This window comes from Sphingomonas sp. S-NIH.Pt3_0716, assembly GCF_003950715.1.
Lineage (GTDB): Bacteria > Pseudomonadota > Alphaproteobacteria > Sphingomonadales > Sphingomonadaceae > Sphingobium > Sphingobium yanoikuyae_A.
This window is the reverse complement of record NZ_QLJK01000003.1, coordinates 128,627-151,233: the sequence shown is the minus strand read 5'-3', so window position 1 is coordinate 151,233 and position 22,607 is coordinate 128,627. Positions and strand designations below refer to the sequence as shown.

General features: G+C 64.7%; 19 protein-coding genes. 2 read left to right on the top strand and 17 right to left on the bottom strand.

From position 1 onward, the window contains the following. Positions 1-1,179, bottom strand: coding sequence for a YdcF family protein (locus tag BRX37_RS03410; RefSeq protein WP_125985517.1), 1,179 nt, complete (start codon positions 1,177-1,179; stop codon positions 1-3). Next, a complete protein-coding gene (locus BRX37_RS03405; protein ID WP_125985516.1) occupies positions 1,179-3,674 on the bottom strand; it encodes a TonB-dependent receptor in 2,496 nt (831 codons plus the stop codon). Before BRX37_RS03405 ends, BRX37_RS03410 begins: the two co-directional genes overlap by 1 nt. A gap of 125 nt (positions 3,675-3,799) precedes the next feature. On the opposite strand from BRX37_RS03405, the gene BRX37_RS03400 reads away from it, so the two are divergent. Continuing rightward, positions 3,800-4,912: an ROK family transcriptional regulator gene (locus tag BRX37_RS03400; RefSeq protein WP_125985515.1), complete on the top strand. Its 1,113-nt coding sequence runs from the start codon at positions 3,800-3,802 to the stop codon at positions 4,910-4,912. 100 nt (positions 4,913-5,012) lie between these two features. On the opposite strand, the gene BRX37_RS03395 is transcribed toward BRX37_RS03400, so the two are convergent. From BRX37_RS03395 to BRX37_RS03345, 11 genes are all read right to left on the bottom strand, one after another. Continuing rightward, positions 5,013-5,573, bottom strand: coding sequence for a DUF1993 domain-containing protein (locus BRX37_RS03395; protein ID WP_125985514.1), 561 nt, complete (start codon positions 5,571-5,573; stop codon positions 5,013-5,015). Positions 5,574-5,638: 65 nt separating this feature from the next. Continuing rightward, positions 5,639-6,061: a Dabb family protein gene (locus BRX37_RS03390; RefSeq protein WP_234415681.1), complete on the bottom strand. Its 423-nt coding sequence runs from the start codon at positions 6,059-6,061 to the stop codon at positions 5,639-5,641. 55 nt (positions 6,062-6,116) lie between these two features. Continuing rightward, positions 6,117-7,151, bottom strand: a complete 1,035-nt coding sequence (locus BRX37_RS03385; protein ID WP_125985513.1) for a LacI family DNA-binding transcriptional regulator — start codon at positions 7,149-7,151, stop codon at positions 6,117-6,119. Between the two features lie 73 nt (positions 7,152-7,224). Then, complete coding sequence (locus BRX37_RS03380) at positions 7,225-8,907, bottom strand: GMC oxidoreductase (protein WP_004209527.1); 1,683 nt, start codon at positions 8,905-8,907, stop codon at positions 7,225-7,227. A gap of 43 nt (positions 8,908-8,950) precedes the next feature. After that, positions 8,951-9,799 (bottom strand): sugar phosphate isomerase/epimerase family protein, encoded by an 849-nt coding sequence (locus BRX37_RS03375; protein ID WP_125985512.1) that lies wholly within the window; start codon positions 9,797-9,799, stop codon positions 8,951-8,953. Further along, positions 9,796-10,359 (bottom strand): gluconate 2-dehydrogenase subunit 3 family protein, encoded by a 564-nt coding sequence (locus BRX37_RS03370; RefSeq protein ID WP_004209525.1) that lies wholly within the window; start codon positions 10,357-10,359, stop codon positions 9,796-9,798. The genes BRX37_RS03375 and BRX37_RS03370 overlap by 4 nt, the downstream gene beginning before the upstream one ends. After that, positions 10,356-11,222, bottom strand: coding sequence for a 3-keto-disaccharide hydrolase (locus BRX37_RS03365; protein ID WP_125985511.1), 867 nt, complete (start codon positions 11,220-11,222; stop codon positions 10,356-10,358). The genes BRX37_RS03370 and BRX37_RS03365 overlap by 4 nt, the downstream gene beginning before the upstream one ends. Before the next feature lie 18 nt (positions 11,223-11,240). Further along, complete coding sequence (locus tag BRX37_RS03360; protein WP_125985510.1) at positions 11,241-12,155, bottom strand: hydroxypyruvate isomerase family protein; 915 nt, start codon at positions 12,153-12,155, stop codon at positions 11,241-11,243. Next, positions 12,152-13,444, bottom strand: coding sequence for an MFS transporter (locus BRX37_RS03355; protein ID WP_004209522.1), 1,293 nt, complete (start codon positions 13,442-13,444; stop codon positions 12,152-12,154). The genes BRX37_RS03360 and BRX37_RS03355 overlap by 4 nt, the downstream gene beginning before the upstream one ends. A 68-nt stretch (positions 13,445-13,512) precedes the next feature. After that, a complete protein-coding gene (locus BRX37_RS03350) occupies positions 13,513-14,577 on the bottom strand; it encodes a sugar phosphate isomerase/epimerase family protein (RefSeq protein ID WP_125985509.1) in 1,065 nt (354 codons plus the stop codon). Beyond that, positions 14,574-14,942, bottom strand: a complete 369-nt coding sequence (locus tag BRX37_RS03345) for a c-type cytochrome (RefSeq protein WP_026109143.1) — start codon at positions 14,940-14,942, stop codon at positions 14,574-14,576. Before BRX37_RS03345 ends, BRX37_RS03350 begins: the two co-directional genes overlap by 4 nt. Positions 14,943-15,068: 126 nt before the next feature. Here BRX37_RS03345 and BRX37_RS03340 point away from each other — a divergent pair, with 126 nt between their 5' ends. Next, positions 15,069-16,205 carry a Gfo/Idh/MocA family protein gene (locus tag BRX37_RS03340; RefSeq protein ID WP_125985508.1) on the top strand — a complete coding sequence of 379 codons (1,137 nt, stop codon included), beginning with the start codon at positions 15,069-15,071 and terminating at the stop codon, positions 16,203-16,205. A 45-nt stretch (positions 16,206-16,250) separates the two neighbouring features. Here BRX37_RS03340 and BRX37_RS03335 read toward each other — a convergent pair whose 3' ends face one another. From BRX37_RS03335 to BRX37_RS03320, 4 genes are all read right to left on the bottom strand, one after another. Then, a complete protein-coding gene (locus tag BRX37_RS03335) occupies positions 16,251-17,396 on the bottom strand; it encodes a glycoside hydrolase family 43 protein (protein ID WP_125985507.1) in 1,146 nt (381 codons plus the stop codon). 77 nt (positions 17,397-17,473) lie between these two features. After that, entirely contained in the window at positions 17,474-18,487 is a 1,014-nt protein-coding gene (locus BRX37_RS03330; RefSeq protein ID WP_125985506.1) for a cupin-like domain-containing protein, read from the bottom strand. Beyond that, on the bottom strand, positions 18,484-19,194 hold the full coding sequence (locus BRX37_RS03325) for a SapC family protein (RefSeq protein WP_125985505.1): 711 nt from the start codon (positions 19,192-19,194) through the stop codon (positions 18,484-18,486). Before BRX37_RS03325 ends, BRX37_RS03330 begins: the two co-directional genes overlap by 4 nt. Before the next feature lie 149 nt (positions 19,195-19,343). After that, entirely contained in the window at positions 19,344-22,370 is a 3,027-nt protein-coding gene (locus tag BRX37_RS03320; RefSeq protein WP_125985504.1) for a TonB-dependent receptor, read from the bottom strand. Between the last annotated feature and the right edge of the window lie 237 nt (positions 22,371-22,607).

Genomic DNA, 22,607 nt, shown 5'->3' with positions numbered 1-22,607 from the left:
TCAGGGGTCGAGCGGATCGCGCGGATCGACCCGCGCGGACAGCCGCGACGGGCGAAACAGCAATTCGGTGGGGGTCAGGCGCGCGCCGATGGCACCGGGCTGATAGCCCAGTTCCTTGTCGTTGCGCTGCGCGAACAGCGGATTTTCGATCATTGCGCTCTGCCCCGGATTGCAGACGATCAGCGTATCCTTGTCCAGCGGCGCGGCCATCGCCATCAGCAGGCGGGTGGCGTTGCGCAAATTGGTGGTGGTGTGCCGGGCATAGGGTTCGATGATGATGGCATCGGCCGGCACGCCATAGCGCTCGATCAACGCCTGGCGCATCTCTTGCGCCTCGGCAAAGCGGGTCGCGCGCGGATGGGCACGGCCGCCGGTCAGGATGAGGAAGGGTGCGTCGCCATCGGCAAAGCGGTTGGCGGCAAGACGCAGATGATATTTGCCGAAGGGGCTCAGCGGCATGCCGTCGACTTCCGCGCCGACGCCGGTGACGATCAGCGCGCTGTAGCGATAGCGTTTCCAGTCGATATTTTTGGCCCGCGCCATGGCCGGGGCGTTGAGGCCGCCGGTCAGCGGTTCGAAGCCGATCGCGTCGGTGCGGTCGCTGACGTCGAGCAGCGCAAGGGCATAGTCGATGCTGGAATCCAGCGCCTGGGCCGATCCCTTGCGCGGCGTCTGCGCGATCCAGGCGGCGGCGCGCAGCCGGGCCTGGCGCTCGCGCGGGTCGATCGTGCCGGCGCCGTCGATATCGGGATAGGCCGGCACCTGCCCCAGCGCATAGCTGCGCAGGATGGCGTTGATCCCCTCCACCTCGCGGCGGATCTGCGCACCGGCACCATCGTCCGCGACCGGCACGTCACGCAGCGATAGCGCAGCCTGCACCATCAGGGCAATTTCGGTCGGGGTCCAGATATGGGCCTGTGCTACGCAATCGACATCGCCGGCACATGCCGTGCGGCGATCTTCGCGGGCATGGAGCAGCGCATCCATGTCCGGCCGGGCGCGGAAGGCGGCAAGGGCGGCCGGATCGTGTCCAAGGGCATCCAGCACGGGAAAGAGGCGCCGGGACAGCGCCTCCGTCACGGCGTCGCGCGCCGCCCCGGCCAGAGCCGGGGCGGGCGTGATCGCCACCACCGCCATCGTCATCAACGACGCCGCAACGCGGCCGAGGCGGCGGGCCATCACCAGGACTTGCTGATGACGAGGCGGAAGTTGCGGCCGAAGATCGGGCGGCCATAGATCGCCTCGGCACTGCCCTGCCCGCTCAGCGAGTCGGTGCGGGTATTGCCTTCGGTCAGGCCATGGGCGTTGAACAGATTGTCGCCCACGATCTGAGCCTGCCAGCTGCCATGGCGCGCCGTGATGCCGGCGCCGATCGTGCCATAGGCCGGCAGCGCAGTGTTGTTGTAGAGGTCGACATAGCGCTTGCCCATATAGGTGTAGCGCCCATAGACCGACACGTCGGTGTCGCCCGTCTGGAAGTCGAAGCTGGGGCGGATATTGCCGTAGACCTTGGGCTGGCGGACGATCTGGTTGCCTTCGGCCTGTTCCGGATCGGCGCCGGTCGAACTTTCGAAATTCTTGTATTTGGGATCGCTGATAGTGAGCGCGCCGTTGAGCGAGAACCAGTTGGTCAGCGCCAGCTTGCCGTCGAATTCGACGCCCTTCACCTGGGCTTCGCCGATGAAGGGCACGTTGACATCGTTGCGGCCCGTGGTCGGATCATAGGCCAGGAAGCTGGCGTTCAAGGGATCGAAATTGGTGTAGAAGCCGGTGACGTAGAGATAGGAGCGGCCGAAGGCGAGCTTCAGCCCGGCCTCGAACTGGTCGGCCTTGGTCGTGATGATCGTCGGGTTGATGCTCATCACCGTCTGGACGTTGGGCGGTGTTTCGAGGTGCGAGGCGCGGCCATAGATGCCGACATGGCTGGAGAAGTCGTAATTGGCGCCGACCGTCCAGTTGGTGACGTTGGGCTTCAGTTTCTGGTTCAGGATCACGCCGGTGAAGGCGCGGGTGCTGTCGTCCGCCAGGGTGCTGGCGTCGCCCAGATTGGCCGCCTCGGTCAGCGCGGCCCAGCCCTTGTAGCTGTAGCGTTCGTGACGGATGCCGGCGTCGATGCGCAGGCCCGGCACGATTTCCCAGGTGTCGTTGGCGAAGACGGCGAACATCTTGGCGTCGCTGTCGCCCTGATTGAGGGTGGCGGCATAGTTGAGCACGCCATTGTCGGTGACGCGGCCGATTTCCGCGCCGGCGGCATTATAGGCGACCAGGTCCAGCGTGCGCGGCTTGCCCGCCACCTCGATCAGGTAATTCTGATAGAGGGTGCGGCTGTCCTCGCCATAGAAGCTGCCATAGAGGCCGAGCTTGAGGTCATGGGTGCCAAGGCCGGTCTCGAACTTCTTGGCGACCGACAGATTGGCCTGGGCCGAATAGAATTTCGAGTGGATGTCGCGATACTGGCCCTGCATCACCAGGCCCGACGCCGCATAGGGATCATAGACGGTGTTGGTGCCGGCCAGCGTATAGCCGAAATGGTCGACCGCGCCGAAAGCCGTCGTGGCGCGGGCCAGATAGCCGGCGGCAAAGGCGTTGCCGTCAGCCGGGTTGGTGGTCGAGTAGAAGGCGCTGAAATCGAGCTTGCCCTGGGTATAGCCGGCCTTGGCCGAGACCAGCCAGCCGTCGAAATCGCCATCATATTGGGCGCCGAAATTGACCATCTGCATATGGCGGCCATCCGACAGGTCGCCGGTGCGGCTCTGGATCTGGCCGGTGCCGTCGCGATATTTGAGGTTCACATGGCGCAGCGCCGGCGAATTCATCGTGCCATCGAAATAGTCGATATATTTGTCGAGCGAGACGCTGGGATCGCGCGGGTCGGAGATCGGGATCGGCAGATAGAAGACGTTGTGGTCGTTCACATAGTTGAGGTTCAGCTTGATCGAGCCATTGTCGAAATCATGCTTGATATTGGCGCGCAGCTGGCCGCCCTTGTCATTGGCGAAGCCATTGTCGCGATAGCCGTCATGATAGCGGATGAAGCCGCCGATCGCATAATAGGTGTCGTTGCCGAGCGGGCCGGCCTGATAGGCGTCCAGGCGATAGAGGCCGGTGTCGCCGAGCGTGACCTGTGCCTTGCCGCGCGCTTCGTCGCTGCCGGTCACGGTGATGGCGTTGATGATTGCGCCCGAATAGCTGGCATAGACCGGGGCCGGGCCGCCGCGCACGACCTCGACATGGTCGGTCATCAGATCCTGTTTCAGGATCGCATCGCCGCGGAAGAAGACGCCGTCATTCTCATGGAACAGCGGCAGGCCGTCCTGCTGGAAGCTGACGAAGCCGCCGTCGTTGGGCAGGCCGCGGATGCGGTAGATATTCTGCACTTCGCCGCCGGTGATTTCGGTCTGGAAGCCGGGCAGCTGGCCGATCAGGTCGGCGAAATTGACAGGCGCGATCTTCTCCACATCCTCGGCCGAGATGGTGTTGATCGCATAGGATACGTCGAAGCGGCGCTGGGCGCGGGTGGAGCCGGTGACGATGATGTCGTTGGGGCCGTTGCCGGCGTCGGCGGCCGCTTCGGCGGCGGGCGCGGCGTCGGTGGCGGCCTGCGCCAGGGCGGGCGTGGTGATGGTGCAAAGCGCGGCAAGCGCCGTGCCGGAGGCAAGGAAAGTCTTGAGCATGATGCGTCCCCTCTGAATTGGTCGGGGCGCCTCTGGCCGTGCGATATGACATTTTTAATTATTGTTGTGAAAATAAATAAATCGCCATAACCGGTCGTCGCTTTTCACCGATAGCGGGATCGATCATGCTATTTCCCACTCTGGACAAGGACCAGCGGCGCATCCTGCAGATGCTGCGCAAGTCCGGGCCACTGTCCCGTTCCGCGCTGGCATCCGCGCTGGAGATCAGCGGGACCGCCCTCACCCGCCTGTCGCGCGACCTGATCGGGCTCAATCTGGTGGAGGAAGTGCCGGGCGCGGAAGCACAGGGCCGCGGGCGCCCGGCCATTCCCCTGCGGCTGGCCGGCCATGGCGGCTATGCGGTCGGCGCGACGGCGCACAAGGGCTTCATCGACATCGCCCTGGTCGATTTCACCGGCGCCACCATCGCCACCCATCATGAGGCCGTTGCGCCGATCGATCCCCAGGGTTTTGCACGCAAGGTGCGGCGCATGACGCATGAACTGGTGGACCGGCACGGCCTGCTGGGACGCCGCATGCTGGGTCTGGGCGTCGCGGTGCCGGGACCATCCCTGTCGCCGGCCGGCGATCGGTGGAGCGTCGTCGACGTCCTGCCCAACTGGCGGGATGCGCCGCTGCGCGACATATTGTCCGCCGAAATGGGCTGGCCGCTGTGGATCGAGAATGACGCCAATGCCGCAGCGATCGCCGAATATTATCTGGGTGGCCTGCTGCGCGATTTCGGCACGATCGTCGTGCTGCTGCTGGGCTTCGGCATTGGCGCCGGCGTCATTGTCGACGGGCGCCTGATGCGCGGTCAATATGGCGTCGCGGGCGAGATTGGCTGCCTGTTTCCAGGGCATCTGCCGCGTCCCAGCCCGCTGGATCTGCTGGCGATGCTGCGCAGCAATGGTTGCGACCTATCCTCGGTCGCGGACATTGATTTCCATGCTGCCGACCAGGCACCGACGATCGACATCTGGCTGGACCGGGCGGCCGAGCAATTGCAGATGGTCAGCAACACCGCCTTCGCCTGGCTCGATCCAGGGGCGATCGTGCTGGCCGGCACCTTGCCATCGACCATCCTGCAGGGGCTGGCCGATCGCCTGCATCAGGCGGACCTCGTCACCACGGTCCATCGTCGCCGCCCGCCGGTCAGAATATCGAACCTGCATGGATCGCCGATCACCTTCGGCGCGGCCCTGCTGCCGATCCATGCCCTGTCGGCCGAGACATAGGATCGGCGCCGGGCCGGTGATGAACGGCAATGCCAAAAACGGGCCACGACGCGGCTCCATCGCCATGAACCACAGCATGCGCCGCCGCCGCTATTTCACCTCATTGCGCAGGCAGGGTGCCGGGCCGCAAATAGGGGAACATGTGGGCCACATAATCGACCTTGCCCAAGTCCACGCCCTGTGCCCGCAGGATCGCGTAGGCGGTCATGATGTGGAAGTAGAATTGCGGCAACGCCCAGTCGCGGACGAATTGACCGGCGGTGAGGTCGAAGATCATGCCCTGCGGCAGTGCATGGGCGATCGGCGCAGCCGGATCGATGGGCGGCGCATCCGCGGCAAGGCTTTCCACGATCGCAATCGTCTCGGCTATTCTCGCCTGCGCGTCGGCGATCGATCCGGGATGCTCGCCCGCGTTGCGGCCTTCATCGAGCAACTGCCCGACCAGCGGCGGGAAGGCTTCGCCGCGCAGCCGGTACATGCCCTCCTGCGCCTGGACGCAGGCGAAGCGGATCTGGGTCGACAGCGGGAACATGTCCGGCGCCAGCCGCGCGCCCGGCAATGTTTGCGCCGTGCCATCCTGTTTCCCGGCCTTGGCCAGCCAGGCCGACAAAGCGCCCAGCATCTGGACATAGGTGGGGGCAAGAATATCCGGCAGAATCATGATCTTCTCTCGTTCAGGCTGATGATCGACCCTAGGGCCGATCGGGTCGTCTTGCGATGCCCGGCTCAGCGATCCGGCACGACCTGCATGTCGTAGACCACGACCTTCTGCCACAGATGCTCGCAGGATTTGACGAAGGCCTGGTGGATTTCGTGGTCCTGATAGACTTTCTGGTCGACCGCATTGTCGAAGACCATCAGTTCCGACACGTCGAAGGAGGAATCGACCACGTCGCGCTTTTCGGTGCTGGCGGGCACGCCGATCTGCAGGTCGCGGATCACGGGGATGGCGCGCAGCGTGCGCAGGCCGGCGATCAACTGGTCGCGATCGGCCTGGTTGCCCGGCCGCTTCAGCCAGAAGAAGACATGATGGACCAGCTTCGCCTGAACCGGGGTCGCAGCCTGTGCGGAGGCCTGTGTCGAGGACAGGGCCATGCCTGCGCCGCCCAATGCCATCATCGCCGCCAATTCCCTTCTGCTCGTTTCCATGATGCTCTGTCCCCTGTCGCTGAAGGGGCGGCGATCCGCGCCACCCGGTGAAGCTCTAAGTGCTGGCCGGCGCGATCGACGCGCGCTGCACCAGTTGATGGTCGAATATCTCGTCGCTGACGCGCATCCCGCCCTTGCCGAGCGCGCCGATCAGGCATTGGGTGGCGCGAAAGGCCATGTCCTCGACCGGCTGGCGGATCACGGTCAGCGGCGGCCAGACGCGCGAGGCGAGGATGGTGTCGTCGAACCCGGTGACGCTCAGATCATGGGGCAGGGTCAGCCCCATCTGTCCGGCCTGGGCGATGACGCCCGCCGCCAGATCGTCGCTGCTGCACAGGATCGCGGTCGGCCGGTCGGGCCGGGCGAGCAGCGCCTGCGCCGCCGCCATGCCGGACGCATGGTCGAACGCGCTGTGCTCGACGATCAGGCTATCGTCCACGCGCAGGCCGGCATCCTGGAGGGCGGCGTAGAAGCCGTCGAGCCGGGCCGCGACCACGCTGTAATGATCGGGACCGGCGACATAGGCGATGCGGCGATGGCCATCGGCGACGACGCGCCGGGTCAGCGCCTCCATCGCCGCCTGATTGTCGATCCGCACCGTCGATATGCCCGACAGCGGCGTGCCGGTGGCGATCGCGGCAAAGGGCACGCCGAGCGCCGGCAATATCGCCGATCCGCTCAACTGTTCGGCAAAGGGCGGGATCAGCAGCAGTGCGTCGGCGCCGCTGCGCACCAGTTCCTGAGCGATGCGTTCGGCCTCGTCCAGCGTCACGCCATCGCCGTCGCGCAGGATCAGTTGCAGCCCATTGGCATTGGTCGCCCGCAGCGATCCGACCAGAACGGCATCGAGAAAGGGCGTGCGCCGGTTGCTGTAGATGAGGCCCACCGTCGTCGCCCGCGCCTTGGCCAGGCGACGGGCGGCCAGATTGGGCACATAGCCCAGTTCCGCGATCGCCGCCTGCACCGTCGCGACCGTGGTCGCGCTGGCGCGGCCGGCGCCGTTGATGACGTTGGATACCGTCATCGCCGACACGCCAGCCCGTTCCGCCACGGCGCGGATCGTCACGCCATTTTCCCGCCGCCGGGCCATCAGAAGCTCATCCTCATGGCCCCTGATAGCCGGCTTTGCGGCGCAGCACAGCGTCGGGAGTGGGCCGCCCCTGTCAGACCCGGCCTGCCTTCATTTCCTTGACCGCATGGTCGACCGCGCGGGCGGTCAGCGCCATGAAGGTCAGCGACGGATTGACGCAGGAGATGGACGCCATCTGCGCGCCGTCGGTGACGAACAGATTACTGGCATCATGCGCCTGGCTCCACTGGTTGAGCACCGATGCGCGCGGATCGGCCCCCATGCGTGCGCCGCCCATTTCGTGGATGGCGTCGCCCGGCACATGTTCGCGGACCGAACTGGTGACGTTAGTCAGACCCGCCGCACGCAGCATCTTTTCGCCCTGTTCGCGCGCGTCCGCCATCATCCGCATCTCATTGTCGCGGAAGGTGACGTTGAACTGCATCAGCGGCATGCCGAACCGGTCGGTCTTGTCGGGGCTCAGCGCGACATAATTATCCTCATAGGGCAGGCATTCGCCAAAGGCGCCCATCTGGAATTTCCAGCCGCCATATTTGCGCATGCCCTGCTTCATCGACGCGCCGAAGCCGACCGGCTTGGACGGCTCGCGATAGGCGCCGCCCTGATAGCCATAGCCGCGCTTGAAGCCGACATCTTCGCTGTCGCCATTGTTGCGGAAGCGCGGGACATAGATGGCGCCGGGGCGGCGGCCATATTCGATGAACTCCTCCATGCCGGGGATGTCGCCCTTCACGCCGACGCGGAAGATATGGTCCATGACATAGCGGCCCAGCGTCCCGCTGCTGTCGAAATGGCTCTTGCCGCTGCCCGCCGGGCGCGAGTTCATCAGGATCTGGGTCGAGGCCAGTGCCGACGCGCACAGGAACACAAGCCGCGCGGTCACGGTTTCGGCCTGTCCGGTCTTGGCATCGACGAAGCGCACGCCGCTGACCTTCTTGGTCGCCGGATCATAATCGAGGTTGGTGACGACCGCGTCGGACCGCAAGGTCAGCCGCCCGGTCGCCCGCGCAGCCGGCAGCGTGACCGCCTGGGTCGAGAAATAGGCGCCGAAGGAACAGCCATTGCCGCACTGGTTGCGCAGCTGGCATTTGGTGCGGTTCTGTTCCGGCTTGTCCTCGGTCATGTTGGACAGGCGGGCATTGATCATCTTGCGGCCGGGGAATTGCGTTTCCAGCCGCTGCTTCATCCATTTTTCCGCGATGTTCATCGGCATCGGCGGCTGGAACTCGCTGTCGGGCAGATAGGCCAGATTCTCGCGCGATCCCGATACGCCGATATATTTTTCGACATAGCTGTACCAGGGGACCAGATCCTCATAGCGGATCGGCCAGTCGCCGCCGATGCCCTCGCGCTTGTTCGCCTCGAAATCGGCCGGGCTCCAGCGGAAGCTCCAGCGGCCCCAGATCAGCGATTTGCCACCGACCGCCGCGGGGCGGATCCAGTAGAATTTGCTGCCCGCGCCATAATCATAGGGGTTCAGCCGGTCATTATTATAGAAGGCCTGGTTGCTGGGCGCGACATAGCCATGCTGGGCGATGAAATAATCGCTCTGCTTGAGCGGGTCGGGCATGATGTTGCGGGCGGGCACCTCATAGGCGGGCTTGCCGTCATAGGTATAATCCTCGCCATGTTCGACCATATGGCCGCGGTCGAGCATCAGCACCCGCAGCCCCTTTTCCGTCAATTCCTTGGCAGCCCAACCGCCGCTGATGCCCGAACCGATGACGATCGCATCGTACCTGTCTGTCGAAGCCATGATGTCCTCTCCTGGAGTTTTCTGTCTTGAGGCAGGCCAGTGGTCAGAAGCGCAGCGCGCGCAGCGTCTGGAAGCTCTTGGTGATGTCGGGAATATAGGGCGCGGGCGCCTGGTCATTCTCGACATAGAAATGCTGGACGCCGGCGATGGCGTTGAGCTTGAAGATCGCGGCGAAATCGACCGTGCCGCTGCCGACCGAGGTCATGCTGCGGTCCGCGCGCATATCCTTCACATGATAGGAATAGATGCGACCGGCCAGGCTGCGGATCAGCGTCTGCGGATCCTGCCCGGCATAGATCGCCCAGTAGAGATCCAGTTCGATCTTCACGAGGTCGGGGTCGCACGCCTTGACCAACTGGTCGAACAGGCTGACGCCGTCCGGCTTGGTGGTGAATTCGAAATCATGATTATGATAGGCAAAGCCCAGGCCCGCGGCCTTGAGCTGCGCACCGAAGCGGTTGATGTTGACCAGCGCAGCCTTCCAAGCTTCCGCATTGCGATATTTGTCGACCATATAGGGCAGGACGACGGTGCCCGCGCCCAGTGTTTTGGCCATCGCCACGCTGGCGTCGAACTTGTCGAGCAGCGCATCATAGCCGATGTGCAGCGACGGACAGGTGAGGCCCAGCCGGTCCATCGTGCTGCGGAGCAGCTTGTGGTCCATGGCGTCATAGCCGCCACCGCCAAATTCGACCTCGCGATAGCCGACCTTGGCGACCTTCTCCAAGGTGGCGACCGGATCGGCGGCGAACAGTTCGCGCACGGTGTAGAGCTGCAGGCCGACGCTGGCGATCTTGCCGGAGGCCTTGGCGGCCTGCGCGGCGAAGGGGGAGGCGGCGAGGGCGGCCAGGCCGCCGGCGCCCAGCATCATGGAACGACGGTTGAGGTTCATGCGGAATAGACCTTGTTGACCTGGGAATAGGGGAAGGCGCCGTTATATTCGCCCGGCACCGGCAGATATTCGCGTTCCTGGGTGATCCCGATCTCGGACGTGTAATAGCCCACGATCACCATCTGCCGGAACGCCTCGAAAAACTCCTCGCCCTTGGGGATCTGGTCGTTCATCGCCAGGGTCAGCAGCGCGTCGTGCTGCGCCGCCGATGCCTTGGTCGCGGGGATCTTGTAATCCTGCCAGCTGCGCGCATCGATTTCGGCAAGACCAGCGATGATCGGGTCGCGATCCTCCGCCACCGACCAGTCGGCCAGCAATTTCTCGATATAGGCGGGGACGCCGGCCTCGATCGCGCCGGGCGTGTCGGTCGCCGGCAATATGCGTTCGCACAGCGCGGTCATCAGCGCCCGCTGATCGGGCGTGAACAGTTGCAGGCTGGGCGCGCCCTGGTCGATCACGCCAGCGGCCGGCATCACCCCGGCGGCGCGCGCCAGCGGCGCGAACAGCCCGGCGCCGAACATGGCGACCATGCCCGCCAGCGCATGTCTGCGGTCCATCATTGTCCTGCTCCCTTCAGATCCTGTGCGATGGCCTCGTCCGGCAGCGGCCGGACCCAGATGTTGCGGAACGACACGGGGCTGTCATGATCCTGCAACTGGATCGGCGCCTTGTCCCCATGGGCCTGATATTGGGCGATCGACCGCCATTTGGTGGTGCCCAGCATCGCCTGATGATTTTGCACCAGCACGCCGTTCAGCAGCGCGGTGACATAGGCCGGGCGGACTAGGCTGCCGTCGGCGGCGAAGCGCGGCCGTTCGAAGATGATGTCATAGCTTTGCCATTCGCCTGGCTGGCGCGACGGGTTCACCAGCGGCGGCTTCCAGGCATAGACCGAACCGACCGTGCCGTCGGCATAGGTCGGGTTCTGATAACCGTCGAGAATCTGGACCTCGTAGCGCTGCATGAACCAGATGCCGCTATTGCCGCGATCCTGCGAGCTTTTGGTCGGCGGATTGGGCGAACGAAATTCCAGATGCAGCTGGACGTCGCCAAATTCCTGCTTCGATATCAGGTTGTTCTCGCCGCCGCTCTGGCTACGCGGCGGGATGGTCATGATCCCCTTTTCCAGCGTCCAGGGACCGCGCTCGCCGCGCCATGCGTCAAGCGACTTGCCGTCGAAGAGGATGGTTGCGTCGGACGGTGCGCCGCCGGCCTGTGCACCGCCGGCCTGTGCCGCCGGGGTGACGACGGTGGGGGCGGGGCGATCGGGATCATGGACGTGCCAGTTGCCACCGGGCAGGATCGGCGTATCCTTGAAACCCAGCTTGCCAGGCTTGTCTTGCGCCTGCGCCGCTGTGCCCACCAGCAGAGCCGTGGCCAGCGCGATACTCGTCCCTGCAAAGCCAGTCGGGATGATTTTCATCCTCGTCCTCCTCTCATCCTATATTTGGTCGATGGCGCGATAGGCGGCTACCAGCCGGTCCTCGCCCTCGCGTCCGGCCAGCGAATTGCCATGTTCCATGCCGATCACGCCGCCATAATTGCGGCCCCGCAGCCAGCGGACGATATTGGCGTAGTTGATCTCGCCGGTGCCCGGTTCCTTGCGGCCGGGATTGTCGCCGAACTGGATATAGCCGACCTCCGCCCAGCAGGCCTCCAGCGTCGGGATCAGGTTCCCGGACTGGATCTGCTCATGATAGAGGTCCGCCAATATCTTGACGCCCGGACTGTTGGCGCCGCGCGCCACCGCATAGCCCTGGGCGATCGACTGCATATAGACACCGGGATGGTTGGTCCGCGTATTGAGCGGCTCCATCACCAGCGTCAGGCCGTGCGGCGCGACGATGTCGCCGGCGCGGCGCATGCAATCGATGATCCGGCCGGTCTGGATATCGACCGGCACCTTGCGGTCCATGAAGCCGGTGACGACGGTCGCATGTTTCGCGTTCAGCCGCTTGGCGACCTCCACCGATGTGCGGACATCGGCCAGGAAGGCTTCGCGCTCGGCATCGTCATTGCTGCCCAGCAGCGGGCGGAACTCCGCCCATTTGGGCATGCTGGCGACGAACACGCCCATGGTCATGCCGCGCTGTGCCAGCGCCCTGGCCATGGCTTCCTGCTGCTCGACCGGACGCTTGCGCGCTTCATTATCCTCCCAGGCGCGAAAGCCCTGGTCGGCGGCATAGGCGATCTGCTCCAGCAATCCGCCCCGGCTGGCAAAGCTGCCTTCATGCGGGGCGTAGCCGAGCGAGAAGCGGGCGGCATTGGAGGATCCCTTGCCGGCCGCAGCGGCGATGGCGGGGCTGGCGGCTGCGGCGACGCCGGCGGCGATCAGGTTTCTGCGCGACAGCTTCATGCCACGGCCTCCGCCCGGCGACCGGCGCGCCGGTCGGACAGCCAGATCAGCCCGAACACGACCAGCAGGATCAGCGGCACGAAGGCGAGGCGGGCGAAGGATTGCGACGCCGCCGCATCCTCCACCGCGCGCAGCGCCGGTCCGGTCAGGCGGGTGAAGGCTTCCGGCCCACCGGCCAGTTCCACCTTGGCCTGGTCGAACATCTCGCCCAGCCGCGGCAGCACGAAGAAGCTGGCAAGCGCGCCGGCCGAGCCGACAAGCCCCAGCGCCCAGGCGTCACCGCGCGGATAACGTTCGGCCACCGACGCCAGCATCGTCGGCCACATCGCGCATACGCCCAGGCCCCAGACGGTGGAGGCGAGGATGGCGGAGGCGGGCGACTGCGCCTGCGACAGCATGAACAGGCCGATCGCGGCGAGCAGGCTGGACACCCAGAGCAGGCCGGGGTTGGACAGGCGGCCGGCGATCCGGCCGGCAAAATGGCGGAACACGAACATCAGCGCGCTGACATAGACCAGCAGCAAAATGCCGCGCATGCCGACCCGGTTGCTGAGCGCGACGTCGAGCCACTGGCCCGGCGCCAGTTCGGACGAGGCGGTCAGGAACATCGCACCGAACCAGATGAAGAAGCTGGGGCGGCGGACCACCTCCAGCATCATGTCCTTCATCGCCCGGCTGCCGGCGGTGGCGGGCGGCGCGGGGAAGCGGGTGGTGGAGGCGATCAATACGACGCCGATGGCGGGGATATAAGCCAGCGCCATGATCGCCTGCCAGGGAAGCGCCGAGGCGAGGAACACGCCCGCAAGGCCGCCGACGATCAGCCCGCCGGGATACCAGGCGTGCAGCACGTTGAGGCGATGGGTCGTATCCTCGGGATAGAGGCGGGCGGTCAGCGGATTGATCGACGCTTCGGCAAAGCCCCAGCCGATGCCCGACAGCAGCATGCCCAGCCATACGAGGTGATAGACGGTCATGCCGGTCGCCATGCTGCCCGCACCCACGATCAGCGTCGTGCCGATCAGGAAGGCGATGCCGCAGCCGATCAGCACGCGGCGGATGCCGATCGTGTCGAGAAAGGCGCTGACGACGAAGACGGTGATGGAAAAGCCCAGGAAGGCCGATCCCAGCGCCGCGCCGATCATCTCGCCGGCCGCGATCGGGGCGATCGGGTCGATCCATTCCGCCTTCAGGCTGCTCGCTACCGCTGCGCGGAGCGATGCGCTCATCGAGGCGGTGAACAGCGCCAGGACGCTCAGCCAGAAAAGTCTGTGCCGGTTAATCGCCGTCATGTCGGCTCCTCTCCCTTTGGTCCCGCCGGCCTTCCGGTCAGGACATGTGTCGATCGTCGGTTGCGGCGTCAGTTGAGCCCCAGCCAGCGCCGGTTGTTGGCGGGATCGCCGCCCCCTGCGAAATCGTCGAAGGCCCGTTCGGGCCGGCGGATCATGTGCGCCTCGATGAAGGGGGCGCCTTCGCGCGCGCCATCCTCGGGATGCTTCAGGCAGCATTCCCATTCCAGCACCGCCCAGCCATCATAGCCATATTGGGTCAGGCGCGAGAATATGCCGGTGAAGTCGACCTGGCCGTCGCCCAGCGAGCGGAAGCGACCGGGCCGGTCGACCCAGTCGGCATAGCCGCCATAAACGCCCGCGCGACCGGTCGGATTGAACTCCGCATCCTTGACGTGGAACATCCTGATGCGGTCATGATAGATGTCGATGAACTGCAGATAGTCCATCGCCTGCAGCACGAAATGGCTGGGATCATAGAGGATGTTGGCGCGCTTGTGGCCGCCGACCGCATCCAGGAAGCGCTCGAAGGTCAGGCCGTCATGCAGATCCTCGCCCGGATGCAGTTCGTAGCAGAGGTCGATCCCCTGTTCGTCGAACGCGTCCAGGATCGGGCGCCAGCGCTTCCCCAGTTCGGCGAACGCCTCTTCCACCAGCCCCGCCGGCCGCTGCGGCCAGGGATAGACGAAGGGCCAGGCCAGAGCGCCGGAGAAGGTCGCATGCGCCTTCAGCCCCAGTCGCCGGCTGGCCACCGCCGCCAGCTTCAGCTGCTCGACCGCCCAGGCCTGCCGCTCGGCCGGCTTGCCGCGCAGTTCGGCCGGCGCGAACGCGTCGAAGGCGGCATCATAGGCCGGGTGGACCGCGACCAACTGGCCCTGCAAATGGGTCGACAGTTCCGAAATCTCGCCCCCGGCCTCGCGGCAGCGGCCGATCAGATCGTCGCAATAATCCTGGCTTTCCGCCGCCAGCTTGAGGTCCATGCAGCGCGGATCATTGCTGGGCACCTGAATGCCCTTGTAGCCCGCCTGCGCCATCCAGCGCGCGGCATTGTCCAGATTGTCGAATGGGGCGGCATCGCCCATGAACTGCGCCAGGAAGATGGCCGGGCCGCGCATCGCGCCCTTCGCCGCCGTCATTTCACGCTCTTGAGATAGGTGATGATCGCGGCGCGCTTGGCCGGATCGGGCGTGGATATGGGCATGCGGCTACCGGGCACCTTCTTGGTCGGCGCGGCGAGATATTCGTCCAGCGCCTTCTCGTCCCATTTCAGCTTCGACGCCTTGAGCGCAGGGGAATAGTTGAAGCCGGCCAGGGTGCCGGCGGTGCGGCCGACGACGCCGACCAGATTGGGGCCAAGGCCGCTCTTGCCGCCGGGCTGCACGCTGTGGCAGGCGCGGCAGGCGTTGAAGGCCGGCGGCGCCGCTGGTGCGGTCTGCGCCTGGCTCGACATGGCGGGGATCATCACTGCGCCCGTTGCGAGCGCTACCAGGCCGAAGCCCATTACCCTTTGCACCCTCGACTCTCCGTCTTGTCTATTGGTGTTATTTACCGGTAAACTGTTCCAATATGATCGGAAGATCAAGAGGCAGAATGAACGGTCTGTCGACTAATTACGAAGGAGAAGAGGATGGCGGGAAAAGCGTTGCGTCTGGGCATGGTCGGCGGTGGCGAAGGCGCCTTTATCGGGGCGATCCACCGCGCTGCGGCGGCACTGGATGGTGATTGGCGACTGGTGGCCGGCGCCTTCAGCGGCGACCCGAATCGCAACCGGCGTTCGGGCGAGGCGCTGGGAATCGATCCGGCGCGCACCTATGATTCGCTCGATGCGCTGCTGGCGGGCGAACAGGCGCTGCCGGCGGATGAGCGGATCGATGCCCTGTCGATCGTGACACCCAATCATCTCCATGCGCCGATGGCGATTGCCGCGCTGGACGCGGGTTTTCATGTCTTCTGCGAAAAGCCGATGGCGCTCGATCTGGCCGAAGCGCGCCAGATCGCCGCCGCCGCCGAACGCTCCGGCCGGCATTTCGGCCTCGCCTTCACCTATAGCGGCTATCCGCTCGTGGAGGAGGCGCGGGCGCGCGTCGCGCGCGGTGATTTCGGCAAGATCAGGCTGGTGCAGGTCGAATATTCGCAAGGCTGGCTCAGCCAGGCGATCGACCGCGACGGCAACAAGCAGGCCGAATGGCGCACCGATCCCGCCCGTGCGGGCCTGGGCGGCTGCCTGGGCGACATCGGCACCCATGCCTTTCACCTGGCCGAACATGTGTCGGGCCTGCGCGTCAGCGAAATCTGCGCCGACCTCAGCATCCATGTCGAGGGGCGCCGGCTCGACGACGACGTCAATGTGCTGCTGCGCCTCGACAATGGCGCGCGCGGCATCCTCAAGGCGACGCAGGTCGCGGCCGGCGACGAAAATGGGCTGAAGCTGCGCATCCATGGCGAACATGGCGGGCTGGAATGGGCGCAGATGGAACCCAATACACTGACCCTGCGCTGGCTCGATCGGCCGGCCGAAGTGCTGCGCGCGGCCGGACCGGGCCTGCTACCCTCGACCCTGCCGCTGCTGCGCACGCCCAGCGGGCATCCCGAAGGCTATATCGAGGCGTTCGCCAATCTCTACCGCGCCTTCGCCACGCGCATCCGGGGCGGCGAAGCCTGGTTCCCGTCGGTCGGGGATGGCCTGCAAACCATGGGCTTTGTCGAAACCGTCATCGCCAATGCGGCGGGCGACGCCAAATGGACCACGCTGCCCGGCGCATGACATGAAAGGGGAAGCGCGACATGATCGCCGCGCTTCCCTTCGCCCTCAGTGCGCCGCGCCCTTCTTGGGCAGCAGCGGATTGATCGTCTGGATGCTGCCATCGGCATTGTAGCGCAGTTCCGTCACCTTGACGTTGCGCAGGCGAGTCTGGCCCGACAACTGGCTATCGGCATAGAAGAGCCAGGACTTGCCGCCCCATTCGACGATCGAATGGTGGGTGGTCCAGCCTTCGACCGGCTCCAGGATGCGGCCCTTGTAGGTGAAGGGGCCATAAGGGGAATCGCCGACGGCATAGACCAGATAATGGGTGTCGCCGGTCGAATAGCTGAAATAATATTTGCCATCATGCTTGTGCATCCATGACGCCTCGAAGAAGCGGCGATCATGGTCGCCACCCAGCAGCGGCTTGCCCTTGTCGTCCAGGATCTGGATCTCGCGCGGGGTTTCGGCAAATTCCAGCATGTCGCCGTTCAGCCTGGCGACGCGCGGCGCGATCGCCGGCTTGTCATCCTGCTTCAGGTCGGTCTTCGACCCGTCCGGATCATATTTCCCGCCGATATTGCGCTGCAACTGGCCGCCCCAGATGCCGCCGAAATAGATATAGCTCTGCCCGTCGGCGTCGGTGAAGACGGCCGGATCGATCGAATAGCTGCCCTTGATCGGTTGCGGCTGGGCCTTGAACGGCCCCATCGGATCCTTTGAGGTCGCCACGCCGATGCGGAAGGCGCCTTCCTTGTCCTTGGCCGGGAAGTAGAGATAATAGGTGCCATTCTTGTAGGCCGCGTCGGGCGCCCACATCTGCTTGTCGGCCCAGGGCACATCCTTCACGTCCAGCGCCACCGGCCCGACCGTCACCGGCCCGCCGATCTTGTCCATCGACAGGACATGATAGTCGCGCATTTCGAAATGGCTGCCCAGGTCATCCTCGGGCGTCGGCCCGTCAATGTCGTGGCTGGGATAGACATAGATCTTGCCGTTCCACACATGGGCGGACGGATCGGCGGTGTAGATGTCGCTGACCAGCGGCTGGGACAGATATTCGGACGCATCGCGCTTGCCGCTCGCGGCATTGTCGGCCGGCTGCTCGGTCTTCTGGTCGACCTTCTGTTCCGGTGCCTGCTGGCAGGCGGCGAGCGCCAGTCCCAGAGCCAGCGGCCATGCGTATAGGCACATTCCGCGCTTGATCGTCATATCATCCTCTCCTTGCGATTTGCGCAATTGATAGCGTTATCATAAATCGCGTGCAATGCTCGATTGGCGCCGCCCTTTCAGCGGTTGAGGCGCTGCATCACCATCGCCCGCAGGCGTCGCGCCTCCAGCGGCGTCAGCGGCGCCAACGGTCCCTGCGCATGGTCGGGCAGATGGTCGCGCGCGTCCTGCGCCGGTCCGAACAGATAATGGTCGAACAGCGCGCGCCAGGCCATGCGCTCGGGCTCCGGCCGCTCGCGGATGCTGAGCAGCCCGTGCAGCAGCGTCGCCATCGGCGTGTCGATGAAGTCGGGGACGGCGTCCCACCAATAGTTCATCATGATGTTGAAGCCGTCGCGCGCCTCGACCTGATGCCACCAGAGCGCCGGGTAGAAGAGCGCGTCGCCCGGCTCCAGTTCGGCTACCTCGCCGGCCGCCAATGCCTGCGCAAAGCGCGGATAACGGGCCAGATCGGGCGCGGCCGGATCGACCATGCTGACCACCTGGCCGCCGGGCGTCGGCGACAGCGGACCGGGATAGAGATTGCCGACCTGATCGGGCGGAAACAAAGTGAAGCGCCGCCGCCCGACCAGGCAACAGGCCAGGTTGTGCGAGCTGTCATAATGGGTCGCGGCGACCGTGCGATTGCCGATCCACAGGCTGACGGTCGGCACTGCCGCACCGAACAGGCCGGGCAGATCATGGTCGGCGCGAAGGCCGGGGAAATAGCGGTCGACATCGGTCGATCCGATATAGATGGCCGGGCCCTCGCCGTGCGCATCCGCTCGGATCCTATCGAGATAATCGGGCAGCGGCGCCTGTCCGCGATCGAAATTGAAGCCGGTCAGTTCATCATTGTAGAAGAAGCGGCCCCCAGCCTCCTGTGCCCCGACATAGCCGGTGACCGGCGCGCCGCCATAATTGGCCAGCAGTCGGTCCATCGCCGCCTGCGCCGATCGCCGCCCGGCAGCGACCAGCGGCCAGCCATCGACCAGTCCGCCGATCACGACCGGCCTCTGCGCCGCCATCAGATCGTCGAGCCAGCCAGGCGTCAGGTCGCTGGCGGCAATCCGCCGGGTCTGGCGCAGCGTCACGCCGCCTGCCGCGCCCGCTTGCGCAGGATCAGATCCTCGATATTGGCGAGCGAGGAACGGATCGCATAGGCCAGTTGCAACAGTCCCGCCTGATGCAGCGCCTGCAGCGTCGGACCATCCAGCGCCTCCAGCCGATCGGCATCGATGGTGAAGCGACCGGCAATGTCATAGCGCTGCGCGTCATCGATCGCGATGTCCAGTGCGATCGGCGCCAGCAGCCCGGCCTGTTCGAACGCGGTGAACATCGGCGCGCTCAGGCCATGGCCTTCATGGATGGTGCGCAGCGCATCGGCGACATGGTCCAGATAGGGCGCATTGCCGCCATGGGGCAGGAACAGCGCTTCGCCCGCCGCGCCGACGCGCGGATCGTCGAGGTCGACATGGATCACCGGATGATCTTCGCCGTCGCGTTGCTGCATGCCGATCAGGAAAGGGCCGCGCCGATGGACGGCGGGCACATAGCGTGCGGTCCAGCCCCCGGCGTCGAGAAACAGATTTTCGTCGCGATCGAACCCCAGCAGCGCCGTGAGCTGCCAGGCGCCCTGGCCATCGCGCTGGATCAGGATCGGATATTCCCGCTGGATCGCGTCGATCTCGGTCGGGAAGATCAGGGTCTGGTTGACGGCATCCCCAAAGGCAGCGCCATTGCCCGGTGCGACCCGAAGCGCGGCATGGGTGATGGGATCGAGTATCATCGTGCTGGTCATGGAATATCCGGCGTGCCGCATGAACGGGCGGCCATAGTAGGGCGTCGGCGGCGCAGGAAAAGCCCTTTGCGTGGCCCGCCTCGATGCAGTCCGCACGACGCAATTGTGAAAGTCGGGGCCGCCCGGCAGGACGGCCCCGGCTCACCCCCTTAGAAGCGGAAGCGCCCACCCAGCAGGAAGCGACGGTCCAGTTCCTGCGCATACCACAGGTTGCTCTTGTCGCGGCCATAGGTGCGGATGTCGCTCTCGGTCAGGTTGATCGCCTCGAACGAGACGGCAAACTGTTCCGACACATCCCAGCTGATGTTGAGATCGAGCTGGCCGAACGGGCGCACGAACACCGGGTTGCGATCGCCGCCGCCACGGTTCGCCGACTGCAGGAACTTGTCACGCCAGTTATAGGCGAGACGCGCCGACAGGCCGTTCTTGTCATAGATCAGCGTGGCGTTGGCGGTATCCGACAGGCCGACCAGCGCGAACTGGTCCTCGCTCGGATCGGCGCCGACATCGATGCCCACGTCACCCCGGACCAGCGTATAGGCCGCCGACACACCGAAACCGGTATTGCCGAAGAAATGCTGGGCCGCGAGTTCGAAGCCCCAGATCTTGCCCTGCCGGTTGTTGATCGGCTGCGTGACCTCGAAATCGTAGAGCGGGTCATTGGCGTCAGGGATCAGATCGACCGCCCCTGCCACTTCGTCGATGAACGTCTGACTGAGCGCACCGTTCGAATAGTTCGCCTGGAACTGCTGCGACGCCGCCTCGATACTGCCCTGCTGCTGCAGCAATGCCGTCATCGTGAATAGATTGACGTCGCTCGGGTCCGCATTCAACCGCCTGAGTTCGGCCAAAGCCGTGCCCGATCGCGATCCCTCCACGCCCGAACTGACGTCGCGCAGCCCGAACAGGTTGCGTGTCGTCTGGCCGGTGCCGACGAAATTCTGCACCCGCTTTTCGAACACGCCCGCCGAGATGTAGCTCGACGGCTTGTAATACCATTCGAACGACAGATCGAGATTGTCGGAAATCAGCGGAGACAGGCGGGCATTGCCGGTCGAGCCAGTGGCAAAGCCGCCGAGCGCGATCGGGCGCGGCGGCGTGCCAACCGACGTGGCCACGAACAGATTGCCATAATCGGGCCGGGCGATCGTCTTGCTGAACGAGAAGCGTCCGATGAAATTCTTCGCCAGCTCGATCTGGAAGTCCATCGCGGGCAGGAAGTTATTGTAATTGCTGCTATCTGAGAGCGGCTGAACTTCGTCCGACACGATCGGGGTGAAGTCATTGTCCGACACCCAGTTGATCGTCTGCGGCACGGCAACCAGTGAGGTCGACCGCACCTTGGTCCGTTCATAGCGCGCACCAACCACCAGCGATGCCGGACGGCCCGCCAGTTCACCCTTCCAGGTCAACTGGCCATAGGCGGACCAGATATCCTCCTTGACCCGGTTATCCTCCTGCTGGGTGACTTTGACCGCGTTGCCGAGCGAGGCATAATGAGGCGACAGCGCGTTGTAGAGATCGACGGCGCTGCCCTGGAAGGCGGTCAGCGTCGCCCCCTGGCCCTTGGCATCGAAATTGTCGAACTTGCAGACCAGGCAATATTCCTGCAGCACGCCCGGCGCGACCGATGCGATATCGCCGACATGAGTAATGCCCCAGTCACCCAGCGTCTGCTGCGTCTGGGTGCGGGTCTGGCGCATCTTGGACGTGCGGTAATTGGCGCCGACGTCGAACCGGCTGCCGCCATCATCCAGTTCCCAGCCCAGGTCGGCGCGGATCTCGTTGAGCCGCTGGCGCTGCGCCGAGGACACGGTGCGGCCCATCTGCGAACCCAGGTCACCCAGGTCCAGCACGCCATTACCGTTGCCGCGCAGGGCATCGTTGATGATGATCGACTGAACCGGGATAACGCCGCTGAAATCGGCCGACTGCGATGCCACGATCGGCGCGCCCAGGCCCACCAGCGTCGAACTCACGCCATTGGGATTGTCCGGCGAGCTTTGCGCCAGGCCGGTATGGCCGTCGATCGACAGGGTGACGCGGTCGTTGATCTCCCATTTGGCGTTCAGGCCATAATCCTGCAGCCGGTTGCGCACGCCGCGTTCGGCCTGTTCAAACGCCGCGTCCTTCACGCCGGCGATATTCTCCTGCAGATAGCTGGTCGTGGCGACCACCGGATTGCCGTCAAACTCCACCTGGGCGAAGGGCCGGTTGAACCAGTTGCCCTGGCTGGCACGCTGTTCCCGCTGCTTGTTCTGGGCGAACAAAGCGTCGGCGGTGAAGGTCAGCGTCTCGGTCGGACGGAATTGCATGACCGCCGATCCGTTGATGCGCTCGCGCGAACCCTGCGAATAATAATAGCTGCTGTCATTGGGCACCGACACCAGGGTGTTGGGGTCGGTCGGCGCGTTGCTGATCTGGGTATTGGCGTTGACGAAGCCGTTGGCCGGATCGGCGAACTGGCTGTAACGGCGGATGTTCCAGTTGTTGACGGTCGCGCCGCGGGTCGAGAAATTGCGCTTCTGATAGCTGCCGAAGATCGAAACGCCGAACACTTCATTCTCGTCGCGCCAGCTCAGCAGGCCCGATGCTTCTGGCGTGATCTTGGCCGGGTCGCTCAGGCTCTTCTCAACGCTGGTGTCATAGAGCGCCTTGACGCCGATCGTGCCGCTGAAGCCCGCCTCGCGCGCGTCGAGCGGCTTGCGGGTGACGACGTTGATCGACGCGCCGATGCCGCCCGACGGGATCGCCGCGCGACCGGTCTTGTAGACTTCCAGCGTGCTGACGCCTTCCGACGCCAGATTGCCGAAGTCGAAGGAGCGGCTGGTGCCCGACGAATAGTCGGCATTCTGGTCGCCACCGACGGAGGTGACATTAGCCGATGGCAGCGCGCGCCCGTTCAGCGTCACCAGGTTGAAGCCGCCGCCAAAGCCGCGGACCGTGACTTGCGACCCTTCGCCATTGACGCGGTCGATCGACACGCCGGTGATACGCTGCAGCGATTCCGCCAGATTGGTGTCGGGGAACTTGCCGATATCTTCGGCCGAAATGGCATCGACCACACCGCTCGAATTGCGCTTGATGTCGATCGCGCGATCAAGGCTGGCACGCACGCCGGTGACGATGATGTCGGCTTCGGCATTCTGGACGGCGGCATCCTGCGCCTGCGCCACCGTTGGTGTAACGCTATACGTTAGCGCTATCAGAGACGCGCAACGCATGAATCTGGAATATGGTAAACCCATTTCAGAATCCTCCCTTTTATAACAGCTCGCCCACATCGAGCCTTATTGGACGTTCATGCTAGCTTAATGGCCAGCGTTGTCAATTACGATGCTATGATCGGTTAAAGTCCCTAAGGGTTTGATTTACAGATTTATATTTGACTGAAAATAATGGTTTTTTATGTT